General features: G+C 61.6%; 20 protein-coding genes. 4 read left to right on the forward strand and 16 right to left on the reverse strand.

Annotated elements, in window-relative coordinates:
* Positions 1 to 10 precede the first annotated feature (10 nt).
* Complete coding sequence (gene trxA / locus IB264_RS26690) at positions 11 to 334, forward strand: thioredoxin (RefSeq protein WP_025425335.1); 324 nt, start codon at positions 11 to 13, stop codon at positions 332 to 334.
* A 236-nt stretch (positions 335 to 570) separates the two neighbouring features.
* Here trxA and IB264_RS26695 read toward each other — a convergent pair whose 3' ends face one another.
* Genes IB264_RS26695 through IB264_RS26715 form a run of 5 tightly spaced genes read right to left on the reverse strand, consistent with a single transcriptional unit; the run spans position 571 to position 5,646 of the window.
* On the reverse strand, positions 571 to 1,914 hold the full coding sequence (locus IB264_RS26695) for a folylpolyglutamate synthase/dihydrofolate synthase family protein (protein WP_025425334.1): 1,344 nt from the start codon (positions 1,912 to 1,914) through the stop codon (positions 571 to 573).
* 27 nt (positions 1,915 to 1,941) lie between these two features.
* Positions 1,942 to 2,859 (reverse strand): acetyl-CoA carboxylase, carboxyltransferase subunit beta, encoded by a 918-nt coding sequence (gene accD / locus IB264_RS26700; RefSeq protein ID WP_025425333.1) that lies wholly within the window; start codon positions 2,857 to 2,859, stop codon positions 1,942 to 1,944.
* A gap of 50 nt (positions 2,860 to 2,909) precedes the next feature.
* Positions 2,910 to 3,749, reverse strand: a complete 840-nt coding sequence (gene trpA / locus IB264_RS26705; RefSeq protein ID WP_025425332.1) for a tryptophan synthase subunit alpha — start codon at positions 3,747 to 3,749, stop codon at positions 2,910 to 2,912.
* A gap of 5 nt (positions 3,750 to 3,754) precedes the next feature.
* The gene (gene trpB, locus IB264_RS26710; RefSeq protein WP_025425331.1) at positions 3,755 to 4,975 is read right to left on the reverse strand and encodes a tryptophan synthase subunit beta; all 1,221 of its coding nucleotides are present in this window, start codon (positions 4,973 to 4,975) and stop codon (positions 3,755 to 3,757) included.
* Positions 4,972 to 5,646, reverse strand: coding sequence for a phosphoribosylanthranilate isomerase (locus IB264_RS26715; RefSeq protein WP_025425330.1), 675 nt, complete (start codon positions 5,644 to 5,646; stop codon positions 4,972 to 4,974). Before IB264_RS26715 ends, trpB begins: the two co-directional genes overlap by 4 nt.
* Before the next feature lie 131 nt (positions 5,647 to 5,777).
* Between IB264_RS26715 and IB264_RS26720 the strand changes: the two genes are divergently transcribed.
* Entirely contained in the window at positions 5,778 to 5,978 is a 201-nt protein-coding gene (locus IB264_RS26720; RefSeq protein WP_025425329.1) for a YqaE/Pmp3 family membrane protein, read from the forward strand.
* 12 nt (positions 5,979 to 5,990) lie between these two features.
* Here IB264_RS26720 and IB264_RS26725 read toward each other — a convergent pair whose 3' ends face one another.
* The 9 genes from IB264_RS26725 to IB264_RS26765 form a co-directional block, all read right to left on the reverse strand.
* Positions 5,991 to 6,746, reverse strand: coding sequence for a M48 family metallopeptidase (locus IB264_RS26725; protein WP_025425328.1), 756 nt, complete (start codon positions 6,744 to 6,746; stop codon positions 5,991 to 5,993).
* Positions 6,747 to 6,956: 210 nt separating this feature from the next.
* Positions 6,957 to 7,385, reverse strand: coding sequence for a DUF2852 domain-containing protein (locus IB264_RS26730; RefSeq protein WP_025425327.1), 429 nt, complete (start codon positions 7,383 to 7,385; stop codon positions 6,957 to 6,959).
* A 148-nt stretch (positions 7,386 to 7,533) separates the two neighbouring features.
* Positions 7,534 to 8,808 (reverse strand): polyhydroxyalkanoate depolymerase, encoded by a 1,275-nt coding sequence (gene phaZ, locus IB264_RS26735; RefSeq protein ID WP_025425326.1) that lies wholly within the window; start codon positions 8,806 to 8,808, stop codon positions 7,534 to 7,536.
* Between the two features lie 331 nt (positions 8,809 to 9,139).
* Positions 9,140 to 10,162 carry a zinc-binding alcohol dehydrogenase family protein gene (locus IB264_RS26740; RefSeq protein WP_025425325.1) on the reverse strand — a complete coding sequence of 341 codons (1,023 nt, stop codon included), beginning with the start codon at positions 10,160 to 10,162 and terminating at the stop codon, positions 9,140 to 9,142.
* Between the two features lie 31 nt (positions 10,163 to 10,193).
* Positions 10,194 to 11,171, reverse strand: coding sequence for an ABC transporter permease (locus tag IB264_RS26745; RefSeq protein ID WP_057206480.1), 978 nt, complete (start codon positions 11,169 to 11,171; stop codon positions 10,194 to 10,196).
* Between the two features lie 39 nt (positions 11,172 to 11,210).
* On the reverse strand, positions 11,211 to 12,764 hold the full coding sequence (locus tag IB264_RS26750) for a sugar ABC transporter ATP-binding protein (protein ID WP_025425323.1): 1,554 nt from the start codon (positions 12,762 to 12,764) through the stop codon (positions 11,211 to 11,213).
* Between the two features lie 110 nt (positions 12,765 to 12,874).
* The gene (locus IB264_RS26755) at positions 12,875 to 13,864 is read right to left on the reverse strand and encodes an ABC transporter substrate-binding protein (RefSeq protein ID WP_025425322.1); all 990 of its coding nucleotides are present in this window, start codon (positions 13,862 to 13,864) and stop codon (positions 12,875 to 12,877) included.
* A gap of 236 nt (positions 13,865 to 14,100) precedes the next feature.
* Positions 14,101 to 15,120, reverse strand: a complete 1,020-nt coding sequence (locus tag IB264_RS26760) for an aldo/keto reductase (RefSeq protein WP_025425321.1) — start codon at positions 15,118 to 15,120, stop codon at positions 14,101 to 14,103.
* A gap of 40 nt (positions 15,121 to 15,160) precedes the next feature.
* Entirely contained in the window at positions 15,161 to 16,666 is a 1,506-nt protein-coding gene (locus IB264_RS26765; protein ID WP_025425320.1) for a UxaA family hydrolase, read from the reverse strand.
* Between the two features lie 269 nt (positions 16,667 to 16,935).
* On the opposite strand from IB264_RS26765, the gene IB264_RS26770 reads away from it, so the two are divergent.
* Entirely contained in the window at positions 16,936 to 17,814 is an 879-nt protein-coding gene (locus IB264_RS26770) for a GntR family transcriptional regulator (RefSeq protein ID WP_025425319.1), read from the forward strand.
* A 20-nt stretch (positions 17,815 to 17,834) separates the two neighbouring features.
* Positions 17,835 to 18,923, forward strand: a complete 1,089-nt coding sequence (locus IB264_RS26775) for a D-mannonate oxidoreductase (RefSeq protein ID WP_025425318.1) — start codon at positions 17,835 to 17,837, stop codon at positions 18,921 to 18,923.
* Here IB264_RS26775 and hpaI read toward each other — a convergent pair.
* A complete protein-coding gene (gene hpaI, locus IB264_RS26780; protein WP_025425317.1) occupies positions 18,917 to 19,723 on the reverse strand; it encodes a 4-hydroxy-2-oxoheptanedioate aldolase in 807 nt (268 codons plus the stop codon). The two genes, IB264_RS26775 and hpaI, sit on opposite strands and share 7 nt — an antisense overlap.
* A 109-nt stretch (positions 19,724 to 19,832) precedes the next feature.
* Complete coding sequence (gene gabD / locus IB264_RS26785; protein ID WP_025425316.1) at positions 19,833 to 21,287, reverse strand: NADP-dependent succinate-semialdehyde dehydrogenase; 1,455 nt, start codon at positions 21,285 to 21,287, stop codon at positions 19,833 to 19,835.
* Positions 21,288 to 21,347 lie beyond the last annotated feature (60 nt).

The raw sequence follows: 21,347 nt of genomic DNA on the forward strand, positions 1-21,347 counted from the left end.
GGAGCAGCCGATGGCTACTGTAAAAGTCGATACATCCAATTTTCAGCAGGAAGTGCTGAACGCCGCCGAGCCGGTGGTTGTCGATTTCTGGGCTGAATGGTGCGGCCCGTGCAAGATGATCGCGCCGAGCCTTGAGGAAATCTCCAACGAGCTCGCCGGCAAGGTCAAGGTCGTGAAGCTGAACATCGACGAGAACCCGGAGCTGGCCGCGCAATACGGCGTGCGCTCGATCCCGACGCTTGCGATGTTCAAGGCCGGTGAAGTTGCCGACATCAAGGTTGGCGCTGCTCCGAAGACGGCCCTGACGTCCTGGATTTCGACTGCGGCCGCTTAAGGCCACCACATCGAAGTGACTTCAAAGCCCGGCTTGCCGGGCTTTTTTCTTGTCAAGAGCGTTTCCGATTTATGCGGAACCGCACAAACGCTCTATCTCTTTGTTTTTACGCATTTCCTGACGGAAAACCGCTTCGCACTTTTCCTGGAAATGCTCTAGAGGAAATTGCCCGGCTGCCAATTTTCGGGCGCCAGCGCAAATGGCGGCCTGTTGCGATCCTTGTCGCAGGCAACCGATCACTTCGGTGGCGTACCGTTATCGGCAAGCACGTCGCCGACGAGATAGAGCGAACCGCCGATCAGGATGCGTGGCGGCATCGGGTCTTCGTCGACGAGATTGGCGATGACGGTCAACGCTTCGGCCACCGATGACACGGCGGACGCCTCGAAGCCGACCGAGGCCGCGTCCTGCGCCAGGGCCACCGGATCCAGACCGGCATCGGAGCCACGAATCGGCACCGTGAAGACCTGTTCGGCCAGATCAAGGAAGGCGCGGAAGTAACCGAGCTGATCCTTGGTGCTGATCATGCCGATGATCAGGAACAGCGGGCGGGACTCCCGCTCCTCGAAATTCGCCATGGCTTCGGCGATCACCTGGCCGGCACCGGGATTGTGCCCGCCATCGACCCAGATTTCCGCATCCTGCGGGCCGTAGTGACCAAGCTTGCCACCGGCAAGACGCTGCAAGCGTCCGGGCCACTCGACGCCGGCGACACCGCGCTCGATGGCCGCATCCGGCACGTCGAAACCGGCGGCGCGGACGGCGCGGATGGCCGCGGCTGCATTGGCATACTGGTGACGGCCGGGCAGCTTCGGCAGGGGAAGGTCAGACAGACCCCGCTCGTCCTGATAGACAAGGCGGCCGAATTCCTCATGCGCCATGAAGTCCTGCCCGTAGACGGACATCGGGCAGCCGAGACGCTCGGCGGTCGAGGTCAGGACGTCGCGGACGCCTTCTTCTTCCTGCTGGCCGATGACGACGGAGCAGCCACGCTTCATGATGCCGGCTTTTTCCGCTGCGATCAGTTCGACCCGGTCGCCGAGATAGGCCTGGTGATCGAGCGAGATCGGCATGATCACGGAGACCGCAGGGCGGGTTATGACATTGGTCGCGTCGAAGCGGCCACCGAGACCGACCTCGATGATCGCGACATCTGCCGGGTGTTCGGCGAAAAGAACGAAGGTAACGGCGGTCAGGATTTCGAAGACGGTGATCTTCTCGCCGCCATTGGCTTCCGCGACGCGCCGAACCGCATCGGCAAGCACGGGATCGCTGACGAGCCTGCCCTTGCCACCCTTGACGCCAAGCCGATAGCGCTCGTGCCAGTTGACCAGATGCGGCGAGGTGTGGACGTGAACGCTCAAGCCCGCGGCTTCAAGCACCGCCCGCGAGAATGCGGTGACGGAGCCCTTGCCGTTAGTGCCGGCCACGTGAATGATCGGCGGCAGCCGATCCTGCGGATTGCCGAGCGCGGCCAGAAGCCGGGTTATCCTGTCCAACGACAGGTCGAAGCCTTTCGGATGCAAGGCAAGGAGTTTTTCGATCTCATAGCCTGCTTCGCTGGCTTCCACCGCTGTCATCTCGCCCTGCCCCGATAGGATCGTATGCTATGCGCTTGCCGCAACCGGCAAAGCCGCTGGTTCTGCACCGCCGCCGTTGAGTTTTACCGCATCGGCCGGCTTCTTCATCAGGATCTTCAGCACACGGGCCAGCGTCGAGGGAATGTCATGACGCTTGACCACCATGTCGACCATGCCGTGCTCCAGCAGGTATTCCGCGGTCTGGAAGCCTTCCGGCAGCTTTTCGCGCAGGGTCTGCTCGATCACGCGCTTGCCGGCAAAGCCGATTTCGGCGCCGGGTTCGGCCAGATGGACATCGCCAAGCATGGCGTAGGAGGCGGTTACACCACCGGTGGTCGGGTTCGTCAAAACGACGATATAGGGAAGGCCCGCTTCCTTGAGCATGTTGACCGCAACGGTCGTGCGCGGCAGCTGCATCAGCGACAGGATGCCTTCCTGCATGCGGGCGCCACCGGAGGCCGGGAAGATGACCAGCGGGCACTTCTCCGCAATCGCCTTCTCGAAGGCCTTCACGATCGCTTCGCCTGCGGCCATGCCGAGCGAACCGCCGATGAAGTTGAACTCATGCACGACGCCGACGAGCTTGACGCCCTGGACGCGGCCGACACCGGCCACGATCGTATCTTCCAGCTCGGTCTTGGCGCGACTGTCACGAAGGCGATCGGAGTATTTCTTGGAGTCGCGGAACTTCAACGGATCCTGCGCCACCTTGGGCTGCGGCAGGGCTTCATAGATGCCACCGTCGAACAGATCCTTCAGTCGCGCCTTGGCCGGCATCTTCATATGGAAGCCGGATTGCGGGATGACCCATTTGTTTTCCTCGAGATCGCGGTGATACACCATCTCGCCGGTTTCCGGGCACTTGATCCAGAGATTTTCCGGAACTTCCCTGCGGCCCAGCATCGAATTGATCTTCGGCCGAACGTAGTTTGTGATCCAGTTCACTTATAGACTCCTGAAGATTTTCTTCGGGTTGTGCGCGCTAATATAGGCAATTATTCGGCTGCTGCGAGCCGTGCGGACCGCACGCCAGCCGAAAGGCCCCTTACCAACGCTTCGACACCCGGTACCGTCGCGTCCGTTGCCCTGCCCTCTTCGGTCAGGCTCGACGCGATCTGATTGACGATCGCCGTACCGACGACGACGCCATCGGCGGAAGCACCAATGGCTCTTGCATGTTCCGCCGTCTTGACGCCGAAACCGACGCAAACGGGCAGTTTCGTATGGGCCTTGATGCGCTGAACGGCACCGGCAATCAACGACGGATCCGGCAGTGCCGAGCCGGTGATGCCGTTCATCGAGACGTAGTACACGAAGCCCGAGGTATTTTCGAGAACCTTCGGCAGACGACGGTCATCCGTCGTCGGCGTCGCCAGGCGAATGAAACTGATGCCCTTCTGCAAGGCGGGGATGCAGAGTTCATCGTCCATCTCCGGTGGCAGATCGACAACGATCAGGCCATCGATGCCTGCGTCCAAAGCATCCGTCAGGAAGCGATCGACGCCGTAGATGTAGATCGGATTGTAGTAGCCCATCAGCACGATCGGCGTGCGCTGGTCTTCCTCGCGGAAACGGCGAGCGATCTCCAGCGTCTTTGCCAGCGTCTGGCCGCCCTTCAGCGCGCGCTGGCCGGCAAGCTGGATCGCCGGTCCGTCGGCCATCGGGTCCGAAAACGGCATGCCGAGTTCAATGACGTCGGCACCGGCCTTCGGCAGCGCCTTCATGATGGAAAGGGACGTTTCGAAATCGGGGTCGCCACCCATGAAATAGGTGACAAGGACCGGACGTCCTTCCGACGCCACATCGGCGAACTTTCTGTCCATGCGTGCGGTCATGATCGTTATAGCCCCATACCCAGAATCTTGCCGACGGTGAAGATGTCCTTGTCGCCGCGACCGGAGAGATTCATCAGGATGATCTCGTCCTTGCCCATCTTCGGCGCACGCTTGATGACCTCGGCCAAGGCGTGCGAGGGCTCCAGCGCCGGGATGATGCCTTCAAGGCGGGTCAGCATCTGGAATGCCTCCAGCGCCTCGTGGTCCATGATCGGCACATATTCGACGCGGCCGACATCGTTGAGCCAGGAGTGTTCCGGGCCGATGCCGGGGTAGTCGAGGCCGGCCGAAATCGAGTGGCCTTCCTTGATCTGTCCGTCGCCGTCCTGCAGCAGATAGGTGCGGTTGCCGTGGAGCACGCCCGGCGAACCGGCCGTGATCGACGCGCAATGCTCGTCGCCGTCGAGCCCCTTGCCGCCAGCCTCGACGCCGACGATCTTCACGCCTTCGTCGTCAAGGAACGAGTGGAAGATGCCGATCGCATTGGAACCGCCGCCGACGGCAGCAATGACGAGATCGGGCAGCCGGCCTTCGGCCGCAAGCATCTGTTCCTTCGCCTCCTGGCCGATGACGGCCTGAAAGTCGCGGACCATTTCCGGATAGGGATGCGGACCGGCAGCCGTGCCGATCAGGTAATAGGTGTTGTCGACATTGGTAACCCAATCGCGCAGCGCCTCGTTCATCGCATCCTTGAGCGTGCCGTTGCCGGCGGTCACCGGCTTCACCTCGGCACCCAAAAGCTTCATGCGGAAGACGTTCGGCGCCTGACGCTCGACGTCGGTCGCGCCCATGTAGACGACGCAAGGCAGGCCGAAGCGGGCGGCGACGGTGGCCGAGGCCACGCCGTGCTGACCGGCGCCGGTTTCGGCGATGATGCGCGTCTTGCCCATGCGCTTGGCAAGCAGGATCTGGCCAATGCAATTGTTGATCTTGTGCGAACCGGTGTGGTTCAACTCTTCGCGCTTGAAGTAGATCTTGGCGCCGCCGAGTTCTGCGGTCAGCCGTTCGGCGAAATAGAGCGGGCTCGGGCGACCGATATAATGCGCGCCGAGATTGTCGAGTTCGGCCTTGAAGGCCGGATCGTTCTTTGCCTTGTCCCACTCGGCCTGCAGATCGAGGATCAACGGCATCAGGGTTTCAGCAACGAAGCGGCCACCGAAAATGCCGAAACGGCCGTCTTCGTCAGGGCCCGCCCGGAAGGAATTCAGTTTTGGCGCCTCGTTCACGTCTTGCTCCCTGACCGTGCCGTAACCGCCTCCGCCTGGCGAACGGCATCGAAAAACGATTCCATGAGCTTCAGATCCTTGACGCCCGGCGCGCTCTCGACGCCGGAGGAGGTATCGATGGCGCGGGCGCGCGTCTGCGCCAGGGCCTCACCGATGTTGTTCACGTTCAAACCACCGGAAAGCATGTAATCGACGCTGCCGTCAAGCGCATCGAGCAGCTTCCAGTCGAAGGAAACACCGTTGCCGCCGGGCAATTCCGATCCTGCTGGGGGCTTTGCATCGAAGAGAAAGCGGTCGGCGATCCCGATATAGGGCTCGACCTTTTTCAGATCGTCGGCGTCGCGGATCGACAGGGCCTTCATCACCGGAAGGCCGTAGACCGCCTTGACGGTGAGCACCCTGTCGGGCGTCTCGCTGCCATGCAGCTGCAGAATGTCCGGATTAAGCGCGGCGACGATTTCATCGAGATCGTCATTGTCGGCATTGACGGTCACGGCGACGATTTTCGCCTTGCCTCGGATTCTGTCCGCCAGGCGGCCAGCGTCATCGGGTTCCAGGTTGCGCGGGCTCTTGGCGAAAAAGATGAACCCCGTGTGCGTTGCGCCGAGCGCAACTGCGCGATCCACCGCTTCCGCGGTCTTCAGCCCGCATATCTTCACTTCGGTTTTCATGAGAAGCGACCTTGCATGAAATGTCGCTGGAGTCGAGCCAAAAACCACCCTGCACACCGTCGTCCAGAGGGTGCGGCATTGCGGTGTCGGCGTGCGCTCACCATATGCATTCTATCACAACGGAGAGACGAATGCGTCTGCTGCTTGCCCTCATTCTTCCCTGGCTTCAGTTCTTCACCATCGGCCGTCCCTTTGCAGGCATCATCTGCCTCATTCTGCAGATTACCCTGATCGGCTGGGTACCGGCAGCGATCTGGTCGGTCTATGCGCTTAGCCAGTACAAGACAGACGAGAAAATTCAGGCGGCACTCGCCGGCCCCAGCCGCGGCTAATTCCAAAGCAAATCAGTCGAAGTCGATGGCGTGCAGCATCGTGCCGTTGCGCCTTAGCCAGCGCTTGGCATCGTTGGTGTCGGGGCAAAGCTTTTCGCACAGCGCCCAGAATTGAGGGCCGTGGTTCATCTCCTGGAGATGCGCGACTTCGTGTGCTGCGAGATAGGCGATGACCTTCGGCGGCGCCATGACGATGCGCCATGAGAAGCTCAGGGCGCCATCGGCCGAACAGGAGCCCCAGCGGCTGCGCGTGTCCTTCAGGCTCAGCGATTTGGGCCGCCGGCCGATCCGGCCGGCATAGACCGCGACCAGGCGATCGAGATCGTGCCGCGCTTCCTTCTTGAGAAAGTCGACGATGCGGCGGCGCAGATGTTCCTCGCCGCCGCTGACACGCAATATCGCGTCTTCGCCGACGATGATTGCCTCGGTCAAACCTCTGATTTTTCCTGACCTTTCGATCCGATGCGCGATACCGCGGATCAGGATCGAGCCACCCTCTTCCAGTTGGCTTTCGCCGGAAAACCGCGCCAGCTTTGTCATCAACCAGCCCTGATGGCGGTTGAGGAAGGCGTTTACCTCCCGATCGGCCAGCCCTTGCGGAACCGTCAGCTTCAGCGCCCGACCGCCGGGCTCGATGCGCAGCGTCATTCGTGTGGCGCGCGAATTCTGGCGGATGGTTAGCGGAAGCATCTTGCCCGCGACTTCGATTTCTCGGGTCGTGTCGACAGGAGCCGGGGGAATGCGCCGCCGCGTGAAAGAAGGGAACATGACGGCTTTCTATCCGATTCGCGGTCTTTTCGGCTAATGCATAATTCCCTAAGGCATCAACGATCCAGGGAATTGCCAGTGCCTGATGATCGAAGCGCCTGATGATCGATAAGGATCGGCCCGTTTTCTCATCGAGAGAGACACGTGGCCCGCATGGCTGATCGCGACATCCGGCGTTTCATGTGAAACACCGGATGTCTTTTTCGTCACTCAGTTTGCCTCGAACGGGGCTACCGGTCCGGAACCGCCGTTGCGGCGTTCGCGCATGAAGCGGTCGAACTCTTCCTGGTCCTTGGCGCGGCGAAGCTCGCGCACGTAGGAATCGAATTCCTCGCGCATTTCATCGAGCTTGCGACGCTCTTCATCGAGGCGGGTAAGCTCGGCTTGGCGCCAGTCATCGAAGGCGACGTTGCCGGTGCGATGATGCTGCGTCCAGTTGGCGCGATTGCCGCGCTTGAAGGCGGAGCACATGCCATCGACCGTGCTGTTGGCGTCCTTCTTGAACGTTTTCAGTTTCTCGCCGAAGAGGATGTAGGCGAGCATGGCCAGGCCGAGAGGCCAGAAGACCACGAAACCGAGCACCATCAATGCAATGGTCGCGGGCGTCCAATCCGGACGGATCAATGCAGATTGGTTCATCTTCAGGATTCCTCGCAATCACCCGGGCCACCCATTGCGGCCCGGTGAAAACGATGTGGGAAGGCGGGCTTTCGACTACAAGACGCCCTTCCCCGGAATCGGACAAACCCTTGACTCTAAGCGGGCAAAAGCCCGCATTTTACGGGGATCAGGCGGTTTTGCCGCCCTTGATCAGCTGCTTTACCGGCTTTGCGTGGCGTGCGTGCTCGCGCTGGAAGGCGACGATGCGCGGCGCGATCTCGCGACGGAAACGCGAACCGTTGAAGACGCCGTAGTGGCCGACGTCCGGCTGCATGTAGTGCATCCGCATGTGCTCGGGGATGTTGGTGCAGATCGTCTGCGCCGCCTTCGTCTGGCCGAGACCGGAAATGTCGTCATTCTCACCTTCGACCGTCAGCAGGGCCACCTTCTTGATCGCCGTGGTATCAACCCGGCGACCGCGATGCATCATCTCGCCCTTGGGCAAGGCATGCTGCATGAAGACGACCTGAACGGTCTGCAGGTAAAACTCTGCCGTCAGATCCATCACCGCAAGATATTCATCGTAGAAATCCCGGTGCTTCTCGGCCGCATCGCCGTCGTTCTTCACCAGGTGGGCGAAGAATTCCTTATGGGCGATCAGATGCCGGTCGAGGTTCATCGACATGAAGCCGGAGAGTTGCAGGAAGCCGGGATAGACCATGCGCATGAAGCCCGGCTGCGGCCACGGCACCGGCATGATCACGTTGTCGCGGAACCACTCGATCGGCCGTTCCTTGGCCAGCAGATTGACGGCTGTCGGGTTGATGCGCGTATCGATCGGCCCACCCATCAGCGTCATCGACGCCGGCGACAGCGGATCATCAGCCGCTTCCATCAGGGCGACGGCGGCAAGCACCGGAACGGCGGGCTGACAGACGCCGATGACATGGGTGTCGGGTCCGAGGAAGTGCAGCATCTGGATGACGTAGTCGATGTAGTCGTCGAGATCGAAGGTGCCCTCGCTCAAGGGAACCATGCGCGCGTCTATCCAGTCGGTGATGTAGATGTCGGAATGGGGAAGCAGGGCCTCAACGGTTCCACGCAAGAGCGTGGCATAATGGCCCGACATCGGCGCGACGATCAGCACCTTCGGATCGGCAGCCCGCCCCTTGGGAAGCGCGCGCTCGAAATGGATCAGATTGCAGAACGGCTCGCGCCAGACGATGCGCTCGTGAACGCCAACGGGCTCGCCGTCGATCAGCGTTTCGGGAAGGCCGAATTCCGGCTTGCCGTAGCGGCGCGTCGACCGCTCGAAGACCTCGAGGCCAGCCGCCGTCGCGCGGCCGAAATAGGTGTGCGAGATCGGGTTCATCGGATTGCTGAAAGCAAGCCGCATGGCATCCGCCGCCGTTCGCCACGGCGCCATCATGGCATGATTCAATTCATAGAGCTGGTAGAACATAGGAAGCGTACCCCTTGGTTCAATCAACGACAACGCCGCTCCCAGTCGGACGCAAGCTTGCGATTGTTTGTCTTGGTGTCCGCAATCCCTGCCAGACTACCATGTTTCTTGTGCACTGCAACAAGTATACCCGTTTCGGTTCTAGACAAGCGACTTCTGCGAGAATGCGCCCGGATTACTGACAATTAACAAACGGACTTGCTCGGAGCTGGCCGAAAAGTCGCGTTTTCGTCAAAAATCGCGGATTTCGGCGAAGGCGTCTTACTTTCTCCGGCCGGCTTTCGATATCTGGCCGCCGATCCGCTTTCTCGCATCGCAGCAGAACGGGTCGTCACGCCGCCGCTATCCGGACGATCGCCTTGACCAGGCCCGACTTCTCATGCGCCCAGCGCGGCAGATCGTGGACCACCGCGTCCATCGTCGTTCGGTGGGTGATCAACCGCTCCACCGGCACCAGCCCCTCGCGTATCGAATTTACGACATGGTCGAAATCCTTGCGCGTGGCGTTACGGCTGCCGATCAACGTCATTTCCCGCTTGTGAAATTCCGGATCGGAGAAACGGATGCTGTCCTTGACGACGCTGACGAACACCAGTGTTCCCCCATGAGCCACATGGCCGAAGGAAGCCTCCATCGAACCGCCATGGCCGGTGGCATCGAAGACGACATCGAAACCATCGCCCCCGGTCGCCTCGGCGACGCGCCGAACGCACGCTTCGTCGGCAACGATGCCGGAACCGAAACCGAGCCGGTCGGTCGCAAACGCCAGCCGTTCGATGCTGGTATCCATCAGCGTCACCGCATGGCCGGCGATGCGCGAGAAGATGGCGGTTCCAAGCCCGATCGGCCCGGCGCCAATCACCAGAGCACGAACGCCGGCAGGGGCCGCAGCCCGGCGCACGGCATGGGCGCCGATAGCGAGGAATTCCACCGTCGCTGCCGCCTCTGGCGACAGATCGATCGCCGGATAAAGATTGCCCTCGGGAACGAGGATTTCCTCGCAGAAGGCTCCGTCGGTATGGACGCCGAGCACCTTGATCGCCGTGCAGCAGTTCGGCTTCCCCCGGCGGCAGGCGACACAGTCGCCGCAGGAAAGGTAGGGGTTGACCACCACAGGCGTTCCCGGCGCGATCGTCGTCGACGGTCCGTTGGCAATTACCGTCGCGGAGATCTCATGCCCCATCACTCGCGGATATTCCAGGAACGGGTGCTTGCCGGCGAAGATGTGGTAGTCGGTGCCGCAGATGCCGACATGGCTGACGGCAACCCGCACCCACCCGGCCGATGGGGCGGGCGCGGGCGCGCGTTCAACAATCTCCAGGCGGCCGGGTTCCGGGCAGAGGACGGCTTTCATGTCATTTTCCGCATGTTGTCAGGGCCGGCGCCTAGCGCGCGCCGCGCCGCCTGAGCTGATCAAAATAGACGATCACGATGATGAGCACGCCGGTGATAATGCGCTGCCAGAACGAATTGACGTTGAGCAGGTTGGCGCCATTGTTGATCGTGGCGAGAATGAAGGCGCCAAGCAGCGGGCCGTGCACGGAGCCGACCGCGCCGAAGAGGCTGGTGCCGCCGATGACCGACGAGGCGATCGCCTGCAGCTCCCAGCCTTCGGCTTGCGTGGCGTTGCCGATGCCGATGCGGGAGGCGAGCAGCAGGCCGACAAAGGCCGCGCAGGTCGAGGACAGGATATAGGCAAGATAGATCGTGCGATGCACGTTGACGCCGGAAAGGCGGGCCGCCTCACTGTTGGAGCCGACGGCGAAGAGATAGCGGCCAAAGCGGCTCAAGTGCAGGAAGACATAGGCCGGGATCGCCACCACGATCACCATCCAGAACAGGCTGGGTACCCCGAGGAAGTTGGCGCGGGAGAAATTGGTGAAGGCCTCGTTGGTGATCGAGATCGTCGAGCCATTGGTGATCAACAGTCCGATGCCGCGCAGCGAGGTCAGGGTTGCAAGCGTGATGATGAACGGCGGCAGACCCATGCGGACAATACCGAAGGCGTGGAAGGCGCCGATCAGCACGCCGAAGGCGAGCGTCAGGATGATCGCAATCCAGAGCGGCACGCCGGCGGCAAGCAGCCAGGCGACGATCACGCTGGTGAAGCCGACAACGGCACCCACGGAAAGATCGATGCCCGCAGTGATGATGACGAAGGTCTGGCCGACCGCAAGGATCGCCGTCATGGCGCCCTGGCGCAACAGGTTGCTGATGTTGTTCGGCGTCCAGAAACTGTTGGTGGCAAGCCCCAAGAGCAGCCAGAGGAAAAGCAGGAGCCCGAGAAGCGTGAGCCCGAACAGGATGCTCACGCCTTTCCGCGGCGCGGGGCCGGCTCCGCTGTCGACCGTATCAGCACTCATCGTCGTCCTCCTGCTTCTTCTTGATTGTCATTGTCGCGATCAGACACCGATCGCCTGTGTCAGCACTTCCTCGTGGCTTGCCGCGTGATAGTCGTGGCTGGCGACCAGCCGTCCCCGGCGAAACACGTGCAGGCGATCGGACAGTTCGTAGACTTCAGGCAGGTAGGAGGAGATCAGGATGATCCCCGCTCCGTTTTCCAGAAGCCGGGCGAACAACCGGTAGATTTCCGCCTTGGTGCCGACGTCGACGCCGACCGTCGGCTCATCGAAGATGAAAAGCTTGGCGCCGTGGCTCAGCCACTTGCCGATGACGATCTTCTGCTGGTTGCCGCCGGACATCGCCGAGACAAGCACGCGGCGCGATGGCGTCTTGATCTTCAAATCCCTGATCTGCCGATCCGCATTCTCGATTTCCTTCTGACGGTTGATCGTCAGCCCGCGCGTCAGCCGACTGAAGATCGGCAGGTTGATGTTGAGGCCGATCGGCAGATTGAGGCAGAGGCCCTGATCGCGCCGGCTTTCCGGTGCCAACGCAATGCCGAGGTCTATCGCGATCCGCTCGTTGGCGATATTGACCTTGCGCCCCTGCCAGTAGACCTCGCCCGCAGTCGATGCATGGCGACCATAGAGGCCGAGCGCAAACTCGCTGCGTCCGGCACCGATCAGACCGTAGAGGCCGACGATCTCGCCGGCGCGAACGGTCAGCGACACATCCGCGAAACCGGGGCCGCTCAAGCCCCGGGTCTCGACGATCACTTCGCCGGCCGGAAAGTGTTCCTTGTGGTAGATCTGCTCGATGGTGCGATTGATCATCAGGGTGATCAGTTCGGCGTCGTTGGTCTCGCCGATCTTTCGCGTGCCGACGTGGGTGCCGTCGCGCAGCACCGACACACGATCGGCCAGCTCGAAGACTTCCTCCATGCGGTGGCTGATATAGACGATCGTCACACCTTCGCCCTGTAGCCGGCGAATGAGTCGGAACAGTTGCGCGGATTCCTGACGGGTCAGATAGGCGGTCGGCTCGTCGAAGATCAGAAACTGGGTGCCGCGCATGGCGGCGCGAGCGGTCGCGACCAACTGCTGCTGGCCGATCGTCAGGCTGCCGAGCGCCGCCGCGGCCGGCAGGTTGAAACCGAGATCGTCAAGGACGCTCTGGGCCGCCTCGGTCATGGCGCGCTTGCGCATCAGGCCGGCGCTGTTGATCTCGTCGCCGAGGAACATGTTGGCGGCGACGCTCAAGTGCGGGCATAGCACCACCTCCTGATGCACGGCGTTGATTCCGCGCGCAATCGCTTCTTGAGGATTGTCGAGCTGGACCGGCTTGCCGCACCAATAGACTTCGCCAGACGTGCGCCGGATGACGCCGGTCAAAAGCTTGATCAGTGTCGATTTTCCGGCACCGTTTTCACCAACGATGGCGTGAACTTCTCCTGATAGAAAGGTGATGGAAGCGGGCTTCAACGCTTCGACGGCGCCATATTTCTTCTGAAGCGCGCGCATTTCCAGGATCGGTTCGCCCCTCGGCACTGGGTGGCGGGCAGCCGTCCTCAAACCGTCGCTCTTGTTATCGCTGACCTCATCGAGACCTGGCATCTGCGCACTCCTCCCAATCGCACAGACTGCCAGCGGCCGGTCCTCGTATCCGGCCGCTGGCAACCGTATTCTCGGCGGCAGGCAATGCTCGCGCCTGCCGCCGATTGCCGTCAATTGACCTTCGGGTTCAGCAGTGCGTCGATCTTCGGTTCAGCCATGTTGGCCTTGGTCACCAGATTGGCGCCGGTATCGACATTGGCTTCGACCTTCTCCTTCTTCGAGACCGCAAGCGCCGTCTTCACGCCATCATAACCCATGCGGTAGGGATCCTGAACGACCAGGCCGGCCAGCACGCCTTCCTTGAGGAAGCCGACAGTCTTCTCGTCGCTATCGAAGCCGATCACCTTGATCTTGTCGCCGAGCTTGTTTTCGGCAATCGCCTGGCCGACACCCTGTGCCATGATCAGGTTGGAGGCAAAGACGCCGACGAGATTCGGGTTGGCGGTGATCAGGTCGGTCATCATGTTGAGACCGGTGGTTGCCTGGCCATCGGCATATTTGTCGGCCACGACCTTAAAGCCCGGATATTTCGTCTTGATCTGGTCGAGGAAGCCTTCGCGGCGCTGATCGAGCGAACCGACGCCCGGCAGGCTGGTGATGATGGCGATATCGCCTTCTTCCTTGCCCGACATTTCCTTGATCGCTGCAGCCAGACCATCGGCCGCGATCCTGCCACCCTGAACGTTGTCGGTCGTCAGGAACGAGGAGAACGCCTTGGAATCGGCGCCGGAGTCGATGCCGATGATCGGAACCGCCTTGGCAGCTTCGTCGATCGGCTTGCCCAGCGCCTTGAACTCGGTTGGTGAGATCACCACGGCAGCCGGAGAACCGGCAACGGCGTTTTCGAGGATGCTGATCTGACCGTTGATATCGGATTCGGACTGGGCGCCGAGCTCGGGAACGTTGACGCCGAGATCCTTGCCGGCCGCGCGCGCACCGGCCAGCACGATCTGCCAGTAGAAGGACGTGGTATCCTTGACGATGATCGGGATCGTGACATCCTGCGCGAAGGACGCGACGGGTGCCATCGCGGCGATCATCGTCGCGCCGGCCAGGGCAGTGAAGGCACGGCGGGAAAGAATGTGCTTGGCTATGCTCATTGGGGTTCTCCTCTCAGTGCACCTCGTTCCACCTTATGGAGATCGATTCGCCAGGTGCTTGCATATCGATCTTTTATCGATAAAAAACATATTGAAACGCTAATACAACGCTGTCCGCTTTGCAAGCAGTCGTTGCTGCGATTTACGTGACTGCACTGTCTCCTCCCAGATTACGTTTCGTTATGTGAAATTCGGGTTGTGCCTGCAAGGACCCGCGGGCTCGGCACCCTCAAGCATCAGGCCCGGACTGCCTCCAATCCAAGCTCCGGCGCCACAAGCGTGTAGGGCTCGAAAGCCGAGAAATCGTCCTTTGACATACGATGCCGCAGCGCATCGATGTTGCGCCTCAAGCTTTCCGGTTTCGCTGTCCCAAGCAGGACCGAGGCAACCACCGGATTGTCGAGCGGGAACTGCATGGCGGCAGCGGCCAACGGCACACCACGCTCCCGGGCAATGCGTTCCATCGCGCCGACCTTTTCGCGCACCTCGGCATTTGCTCGCATATAGTCGAAATGCGCGCCATCGACCGGGCCAGTCGCCAGGATGCCCGAGTTGAACACACCGCCGACGATCAGCGACGTCTTCTTTGTCTCGCAGAGCGGCAGGAGTTCGGCGACTGCGGAACGATCAAGCAGCGTATAGCGCCCCGCAAGCAGGATGCAGTCGATGTCGGCACGGCGCATCACCTCCAGGCAAACCGGAACCTCGTTGACGCCAAGCCCATAGGCCGCGATCACGCCACCAGCCTTTAGTTCCTCCAGCGCCTTAAGGCCGGAATCCAGCAATTGCCTGAGATAGACGGCGTTGCGGGCGACACCGTGCGTGTAGACGCCGATATCATGGACATAGAGGATATCGATGCGATTGAGGCCGAGGCGCGCATAGCTGAATTCCACCGAACGCATGATGGCATCGTAGCTGTAGTCGTAACGCACGTCGAAGTTCAGCGCCTTGACGTAGGAATAGTCCGGCACGGCGCCTTCAGGCACGGGATGCAGCAGCCGTCCGACCTTGGTGGACAGCACATAGTCACCGCGCGGCTTGTCGCGCAGGAAATCGCCGACCCGCCGCTCTGCAAGACCGAGCCCGTAATAGGGTGCGACGTCGAAATAGCGCAAACCAGAGCCCCAAGCGGCGTCCAGCGTTTCGATCGCCGCTTCGCGCGTGCATTCGCGGTAGAGCCCCCCAAGTCCGGCGGCGCCGAAGCTGTATTCGGTCACCGGCAGGTCGGTTCGACCGATCTTTCTCGTCTGCATTCCCTGTCTCCTCCCTCCTAGGATGCGCAAGCTCACATCATCAGAGTGTTGCCCCGAGATGCCAGGGCACGAATTCGTTGTCGCCGTAGCCGAAGAGTTCGCTCTTGGTCTTCTTTCCCGAAGCGGTATCGATGATGAGATCGAAGATCTCGCGACCGAGGTCGGCAATCGTCGCCTCGCCGGATGCGATCACGCCGCAATCGATGTCCATGTCTTCTTCCATCGCGCGGAACAGCGCGGTGTTGCTGGTCAGCTTGATCGACGGTGCCGGCCGACAGCCGAAACAACTGCCGCGGCCGGTGGTAAAGGCGATGACATTGGCTCCGCCGGCCACCTGGCCGGTCGCCGACACCGGATCGTAGCCGGGCGTATCCATGAAGACGAGCCCGTGTTCAGTGACGCGTTCGGCATAGCCGTAAACCGCATTGAGCGGTGAGCGCCCGCCCTTGGCGACCGCACCCAGCGACTTCTCCAGAATGGTTGTGAGGCCACCGCGTTTGTTGCCCGGCGAAGGATTGTTGTCGAGCGATGCACCATGCAGCGCGACGTAGTTTTCCCACCAGACAATCAGCCCGTCGAGCTTTGCGGCGACCGCCGCGCTGGCGGCACGGCTGCGCAACAGATGTTCGGCGCCGTAGATTTCTGACGTTTCGGAAAGGATGGCGGTACCACCGGCAGCCGCCAGGATATCCACCGCCGCTCCCAGCGCCGGGTTAGCGGTGATGCCAGACAGCCCGTCCGAGCCGCCGCATTGCAGACCGACGATGATTTCGCTGACCGGAATGGCGACGCGACGTTGCCTGCCGACTTCCTGGGCAATTTCATCGAGGATGCCGAGTGCACGCTCGACCGAGCGTCGGGATCCGCCGGCCTCCTGGATGTTGAAGTGGCGCTTTTCCTGCCCGGCTCCGCTCTGCCCGTAAAGCGTCAACTGGTTGACCTCGCAGCCGAGCCCGACCATCAGCACCCCGCCGAAATTGGCGTGGCGCGCGTAGCCCGCCAAGGTCCTGTGCAGGTTCATCATGCCGTCGCCGGTCGAAGACATGCCGCAACCCTGGTCATGCACGATCGGCACGAATCCGTCGATGCCATCATATTTCGGCAAGATGCGTCTGTTGGCCTCCTCGGCGATTGCCCGGCAGACGGTGGTGGAACAGTTCACGCTGGCAATGATGCCGATATAGTTGCGCGTCGCCGCCCGTCCGTCTTTGCGCCGATAGCCCATGAAGGTGCGCGCCCTGTCGGCGGCGCTCGCCTCTTCCGGCGCGCCTTGTGGACTGATGGCCAAGCGATCCTGATCGAAGGAGAGGTTGTGGGAATGGACATGCTCGCCGGCTTCTATATCGCTGGTCGCGCGTCCGATCGCCTGGGCATATTTGACCACGGGGTCGCCCGCACGAATCCGCCGTATGGCGACCTTGTGCCCCAGATCGATCTTCGTGGCGGTGCGAACTCCGCCCGGCAGGGCCTCGCCGGCAGCGATTGCCAACGTCGCCACGGCCACATTGTCCTCAGGAGCCAGAAGGATTGAAGACGGCACAGACACTCTGAATTTCTCCGTGAAAACTGCTGCGATTTTGAGAAGGGTCTATTTGTCTTTTATCCACAATAGACAGATCGCCGTCAATGGGTATTATGAAACGAGACAGCGCCGCCCGCCCGCAGGCACAGCAGCAACAGGGGAGAAACGTCATGATTTTGGTGCGAGAGCCAAAGACAAGCGCGCGCCGGCAGGTTAGATCGGCGGCCGACGAAAGCTGATCTTCCGATCAGCGGCTCATCGCTCGCGCAACCCCAACCGTCCGGATCCTGGCAATGGCAAAACAGAACACCGTCTTCAAGGATGCCTATAACCGCTGCCTGAAAGTGCTGGCGGAGACATCTTCCCTGCCCTCCGAGCCGGAACTCGGTCAGGTGCTCGGCGTGAGCCGGACGACGGTGCGTGCCATTCTCCGCCGCTTCGAAGAGGCGAAGCTGATCACCTGGGACAAGCGCAAGAAGATCGTGCTGCGCCAGCCGCAACCGGACGACTATTTCCCGACGGAGGAAACGGATTCGCTGGCCGAGATCATCGAGCGCAGCTTCATGCGCCGGATTCTGGCCGGCGGCGCCGAGCCTGGCATGCAGATCAACGAACTGGAGCTGGCACGCGAGATCGGCGCCGGTACCACGAGCGTGCGGGAGTTCCTGATCCGCTTCAGCCGGTTCGGGCTGATCGAGAAGCGACCGAACAGCCACTGGATCCTCAAAGGTTTCACCCGCGAGTTTGCGCTGGAACTGACCGAGGTCCGCGAGATGTTCGAGCTTCGCTCGGCTGCAAGTTTCGTTGCGCTGCCGGACAGCCATCCGGCCTGGCAGGAGCTGAACAGGATCGAGGCGCTGCACCACGAAATCCTGGCCGACATCGACAACCGCTACAAGGAATTCTCCGAACTCGACGAGCGCTTCCACCTCCTGGTGCACAAGTCGTCGAGCAATCGTTTCATCGTCGATTTCTACGACATCATCTCGATCGTGTTCCACTATCACTACCAATGGAACAAGACCAACGCGCGGCAGCGAAATGCGCGCGCGCTTGAAGAGCACCTTGCTTACATCGAAGCGCTCAGGTCTCACGATCCAAAACGTGCCGAGGAAGCCTGCCGGCGACACCTGCGCTCGGCACGCGAGACCCTGCTGCAATCCATTCCATAGCCAGCTACCGGAGCACCGGCATGAAGACCCCATTTGTGCAGTTTGGAACGAGCCGCTTTCTTCAGGCGCATGCCGATCTCTTCATCAGCGAGGCGCTGGAAAGGCAGGAAGCACCGGGGCGGATCACGGTGGTACAGACGACCGGCTCAGCGGAACGGTCGGGACGCCTGGTGGCACTGACGCAACCCGATGGTTATCCCGTGATGATCCGTGGCCTTGCCGACGGCAAGCCGGTGGACAAGATCGAGCGGGTCAAGAGCGTCGTCCGGGCCGTGTCAACAAACGACAACTGGGATGCTGTTTGCCATATCGTGGCGGACGAGGCCGAATTCCTGATCTCGAACACCGGTGATACCGGCTACGACGTTTCCGGCGACGACCTGTCGACATACGTGCCGCTGTCTTTTCCCGGCAAACTTCTCCTGCTTTTGAAAGCCCGCTTCGATGCCGGCGGCAAACCGCTGACCATCCTTCCGTGCGAACTGGTGTCGCGCAATGGCGACGTGCTGAAAGCCATCGTGCTGGAGCTCGCGCGCGAGCGCCTCGGCGACCCGCAATTCGTGTTCTGGCTGGCGAACGCGATAATCTGGGCCAACACGCTGGTGGACCGGATCGTCTCGGAACCGATCGAGCCCGCCGGCGCCGTGGCCGAACCCTACGCTTTATGGGCGATCGAGAAACAGCGGGGGTTGAGAGCGCCTTGCGCGCACGAATGCGTGATACTGGTCGACGACCTGACGCACTACGAAAAATTGAAGCTTCATATCCTCAACCTCGGCCACACGGTGCTCGCGGATATCTGGCTGAGGCAGGGCCGCGATCCCGACGAAACAGTCCGGCAGATCCTTGCCGATGCGGACGTCGCCAGGCGGCTCGAGGATATCTACGCACAAGAAGTCGTTCCTGCCTTTGCCGCCAAGGGCCTCGGGCGACAGGCGAGTGCCTATGTCGCAACGACGCTCGACCGCTTCCGAAATCCGTTCCTTGACCATCGCATGGGCGATATCGCCAACCATCACACTGAAAAGATCGTGCGACGGATTGCCGAGCTCCGGCGCTGGAGCCCTGAAGTTGCCATGCCGATGCTCAGCGCGATCTGCGATCAGTAGCCGGATTCCAGCTTGTCGGGTTTATGCCCCTGCTCGTCGGTAAATTCCTGGCGCAGCGCCTGTGTCGCCCGAACCAGGGATGTGACATCGGTGCCGATCGCCATGAAATCGGCCCCGAGATCGCGATACTCGCGTGCCTGCGCGAGATCGAGCGTCATGATTCCGCGCGCTTTTCCGGCCTTGTCGATGCGCGCGAAGGCATCGACAATCGCCGCCCGTACATCCGGGTGTCCTGGGCTGCCGAGATAGCCCATATCCGCGGCGAGATCCGACGGTCCGATGAACAGGCCGTCGACGCCTTCAAGAGCGGCAATCTCATCGATCGCCGCCAGGCCGGCGCGGCTCTCGATCTGCAAGAGAAGGCAGATCTGGTCATTTGCGGTGTGGAGATAGTCGGCTATCCGGCCGAATTGCGATGCACGCGCCAGTGCCGCGCCGACACCGCGAATGCCATGCGGCGGATAGCGGGTTGCTCGAACAAGTTCCCTGGCCTGCTCGGCGCTTTCGACCATCGGGATCAGCAGCGTCTGGACGCCGACATCGAGGATCTGCTTGATCAGCGCGGTATCGCCGACAGGAAGGCGAACGATCGGGTGGCTGGCGGATGCCGTCACTGCCCGGAACTGCGCCGACAACAGCGGCAGGTCGTTGGGCGCATGCTCGCCGTCGATCAACAGCCAGTCATAACCGCTGTTGGAGACGACTTCGGCCGCATAGGGGCTCGCCAGCGCGACCCAAAGCCCGAGTTGAAAGCGCTGCTCGCGAAGGGCGGCCTTGAAGGGGTTGGTTGGTGCCGGCATCGCGTCATCTCCTCTTTTCACGACGTCAACTTCTGTACCGGCAAACGAAAAAACCGGCCAGAGCTTTCCGGCCGGTTTCGCGATCAGATTGTATCGGACTGCAAATGCGTCAGGCGATGCCGCCGAGGCAGACATATTTGATCTCGGTAAACTCCTCGATCCCGTACTTCGAACCTTCGCGGCCGAGGCCCGAGAGCTTGACGCCGCCGAACGGTGCTTCCGCCGTGGAGATCAGCCCGGTGTTGACGCCGACCATGCCGTATTCCAGCGCCTCGGCCACGCGGAACACCCGCGCCAGATCCTTGGCATAGAAATAGGAGGCCAGCCCGAACTCGGTGTCATTGGCCTGTTCGACGACATCGGCCTCATCCTTGAAGCGGAACAGCGGCGCGACCGGGCCGAAGGTTTCCTCGCGGGCGACTGCCATCGCCTGGGTGACATCGGCCAGAACCGTTGCTTCGAAGAAGGTGCCGCCGAGCGCATGGCGCTTGCCGCCCTGGATGACGCGCGCGCCCTTGGCGGTGGCATCGGCGATATGCTCTTCCACCTTCTCCAGTGCCGCCTTGTCGATCAGCGGGCCGAGGATGACGCCCTGGTCGAGACCATTGCCGATCTTGAGCTTGGCAACGGCCGCCGCCAGCTTGTCGGAGAAGGCATCATAGACCTTGTCCTGCACGTAGATACGGTTAGCGCAGACGCAGGTCTGGCCGTTGTTGCGGAACTTGGCGATCAATGCGCCTTCCACGGCCGCATCGAGATCGGCGTCGTCGAAGACGATGAACGGCGCATTGCCGCCGAGTTCCAGCCCGAGCTTCTTGATCGTGCCGGCGCTCTGGCGATAGAGCTCGGCGCCGACCTCGGTCGAGCCGGTAAAGGTCAGCTTGCGCACCACCGGATTGGCGGTCATTTCGGCACCGATTTCGCGGGCCGAGCCGGTCACGACGCTGAAGAGCCCCTTGGGCAGGCCGGCGCGCTCGGCAAGAACGGCGATGGCAAGGGCCGAGAACGGCGTCTGCGACGCCGGCTTCAACACCATGGCGCAACCGGCGGCAAAGGCCGGGCCGGCCTTGCGGGTGATCATCGCGTTGGGGAAGTTCCAGGGCGTGATCGCAGCGACGACGCCGATCGGCTGCTTCATCACCATGATGCGCTTGTCCGGCTGATGGCCTGGGATCAGGTCGCCGTAGATGCGACGGCCCTCTTCGGCAAACCATTCGACGAAGCTGGCGCCATAGACGATTTCGCCGGTCGCCTCTGCCAGCGGCTTGCCCTGTTCGAGCGTGAGGATGCGGCCGAGATCGTCCTTGTTCTCGATCATCAGCTCAAACCAGCGGCGAAGCACACCGGCGCGATCCTTGGCGGTGCGGGCAGCCCAACCCTTCTGCGCCAGACGCGCCGCTTCGATTGCCGCCTTGGTTTCCTTGCCTCCAAGCTTCGGTACGCGGCCGACGAGTTCGCCCGTTGCCGGGTTCACCACATCGATCGCATTGGCGGCATCCGCTTCGATCCATTCGCCGCCAATCAAGGCAGCCTGGCGAAACAGTGACGGGTCCTTAAAAGTCATCGCGCGTCCTCTCTCAGAAAAATCTACAGAACTTATACAACTTTTTTATCGATCTCGACA

Source organism: Ensifer sp. ENS11, from assembly GCF_014851895.1.
Taxonomy (GTDB): domain Bacteria; phylum Pseudomonadota; class Alphaproteobacteria; order Rhizobiales; family Rhizobiaceae; genus Ensifer; species Ensifer canadensis.

What these genes read in the sequence shown, in the direction of transcription:
- IB264_RS26755 (WP_025425322.1), bottom strand. Translation starts at nt 13,864, where the DNA reads ATGAGCATAGCCAAGCACATTCTTTCCCGCCGTGCCTTCACTGCCCTG.
- IB264_RS26715 (WP_025425330.1), bottom strand. Translation starts at nt 5,646, where the DNA reads ATGAAAACCGAAGTGAAGATATGCGGGCTGAAGACCGCGGAAGCGGTG.
- IB264_RS26695 (WP_025425334.1), bottom strand. Translation starts at nt 1,914, where the DNA reads ATGACAGCGGTGGAAGCCAGCGAAGCAGGCTATGAGATCGAAAAACTC.
- IB264_RS26720 (WP_025425329.1), top strand. Translation starts at nt 5,778, where the DNA reads ATGCGTCTGCTGCTTGCCCTCATTCTTCCCTGGCTTCAGTTCTTCACC.
- phaZ (WP_025425326.1), bottom strand. Translation starts at nt 8,808, where the DNA reads ATGTTCTACCAGCTCTATGAATTGAATCATGCCATGATGGCGCCGTGG.
- IB264_RS26745 (WP_057206480.1), bottom strand. Translation starts at nt 11,171, where the DNA reads ATGAGTGCTGATACGGTCGACAGCGGAGCCGGCCCCGCGCCGCGGAAA.
- hpaI (WP_025425317.1), bottom strand. Translation starts at nt 19,723, where the DNA reads ATGCCGGCACCAACCAACCCCTTCAAGGCCGCCCTTCGCGAGCAGCGC.
- IB264_RS26730 (WP_025425327.1), bottom strand. Translation starts at nt 7,385, where the DNA reads ATGAACCAATCTGCATTGATCCGTCCGGATTGGACGCCCGCGACCATT.
- trxA (WP_025425335.1), top strand. Translation starts at nt 11, where the DNA reads ATGGCTACTGTAAAAGTCGATACATCCAATTTTCAGCAGGAAGTGCTG.
- IB264_RS26725 (WP_025425328.1), bottom strand. Translation starts at nt 6,746, where the DNA reads ATGTTCCCTTCTTTCACGCGGCGGCGCATTCCCCCGGCTCCTGTCGAC.
- IB264_RS26750 (WP_025425323.1), bottom strand. Translation starts at nt 12,764, where the DNA reads ATGCCAGGTCTCGATGAGGTCAGCGATAACAAGAGCGACGGTTTGAGG.
- trpA (WP_025425332.1), bottom strand. Translation starts at nt 3,749, where the DNA reads ATGACCGCACGCATGGACAGAAAGTTCGCCGATGTGGCGTCGGAAGGA.
- IB264_RS26760 (WP_025425321.1), bottom strand. Translation starts at nt 15,120, where the DNA reads ATGCAGACGAGAAAGATCGGTCGAACCGACCTGCCGGTGACCGAATAC.
- IB264_RS26770 (WP_025425319.1), top strand. Translation starts at nt 16,936, where the DNA reads ATGGCAAAACAGAACACCGTCTTCAAGGATGCCTATAACCGCTGCCTG.
- gabD (WP_025425316.1), bottom strand. Translation starts at nt 21,287, where the DNA reads ATGACTTTTAAGGACCCGTCACTGTTTCGCCAGGCTGCCTTGATTGGC.
- IB264_RS26775 (WP_025425318.1), top strand. Translation starts at nt 17,835, where the DNA reads ATGAAGACCCCATTTGTGCAGTTTGGAACGAGCCGCTTTCTTCAGGCG.
- IB264_RS26740 (WP_025425325.1), bottom strand. Translation starts at nt 10,162, where the DNA reads ATGAAAGCCGTCCTCTGCCCGGAACCCGGCCGCCTGGAGATTGTTGAA.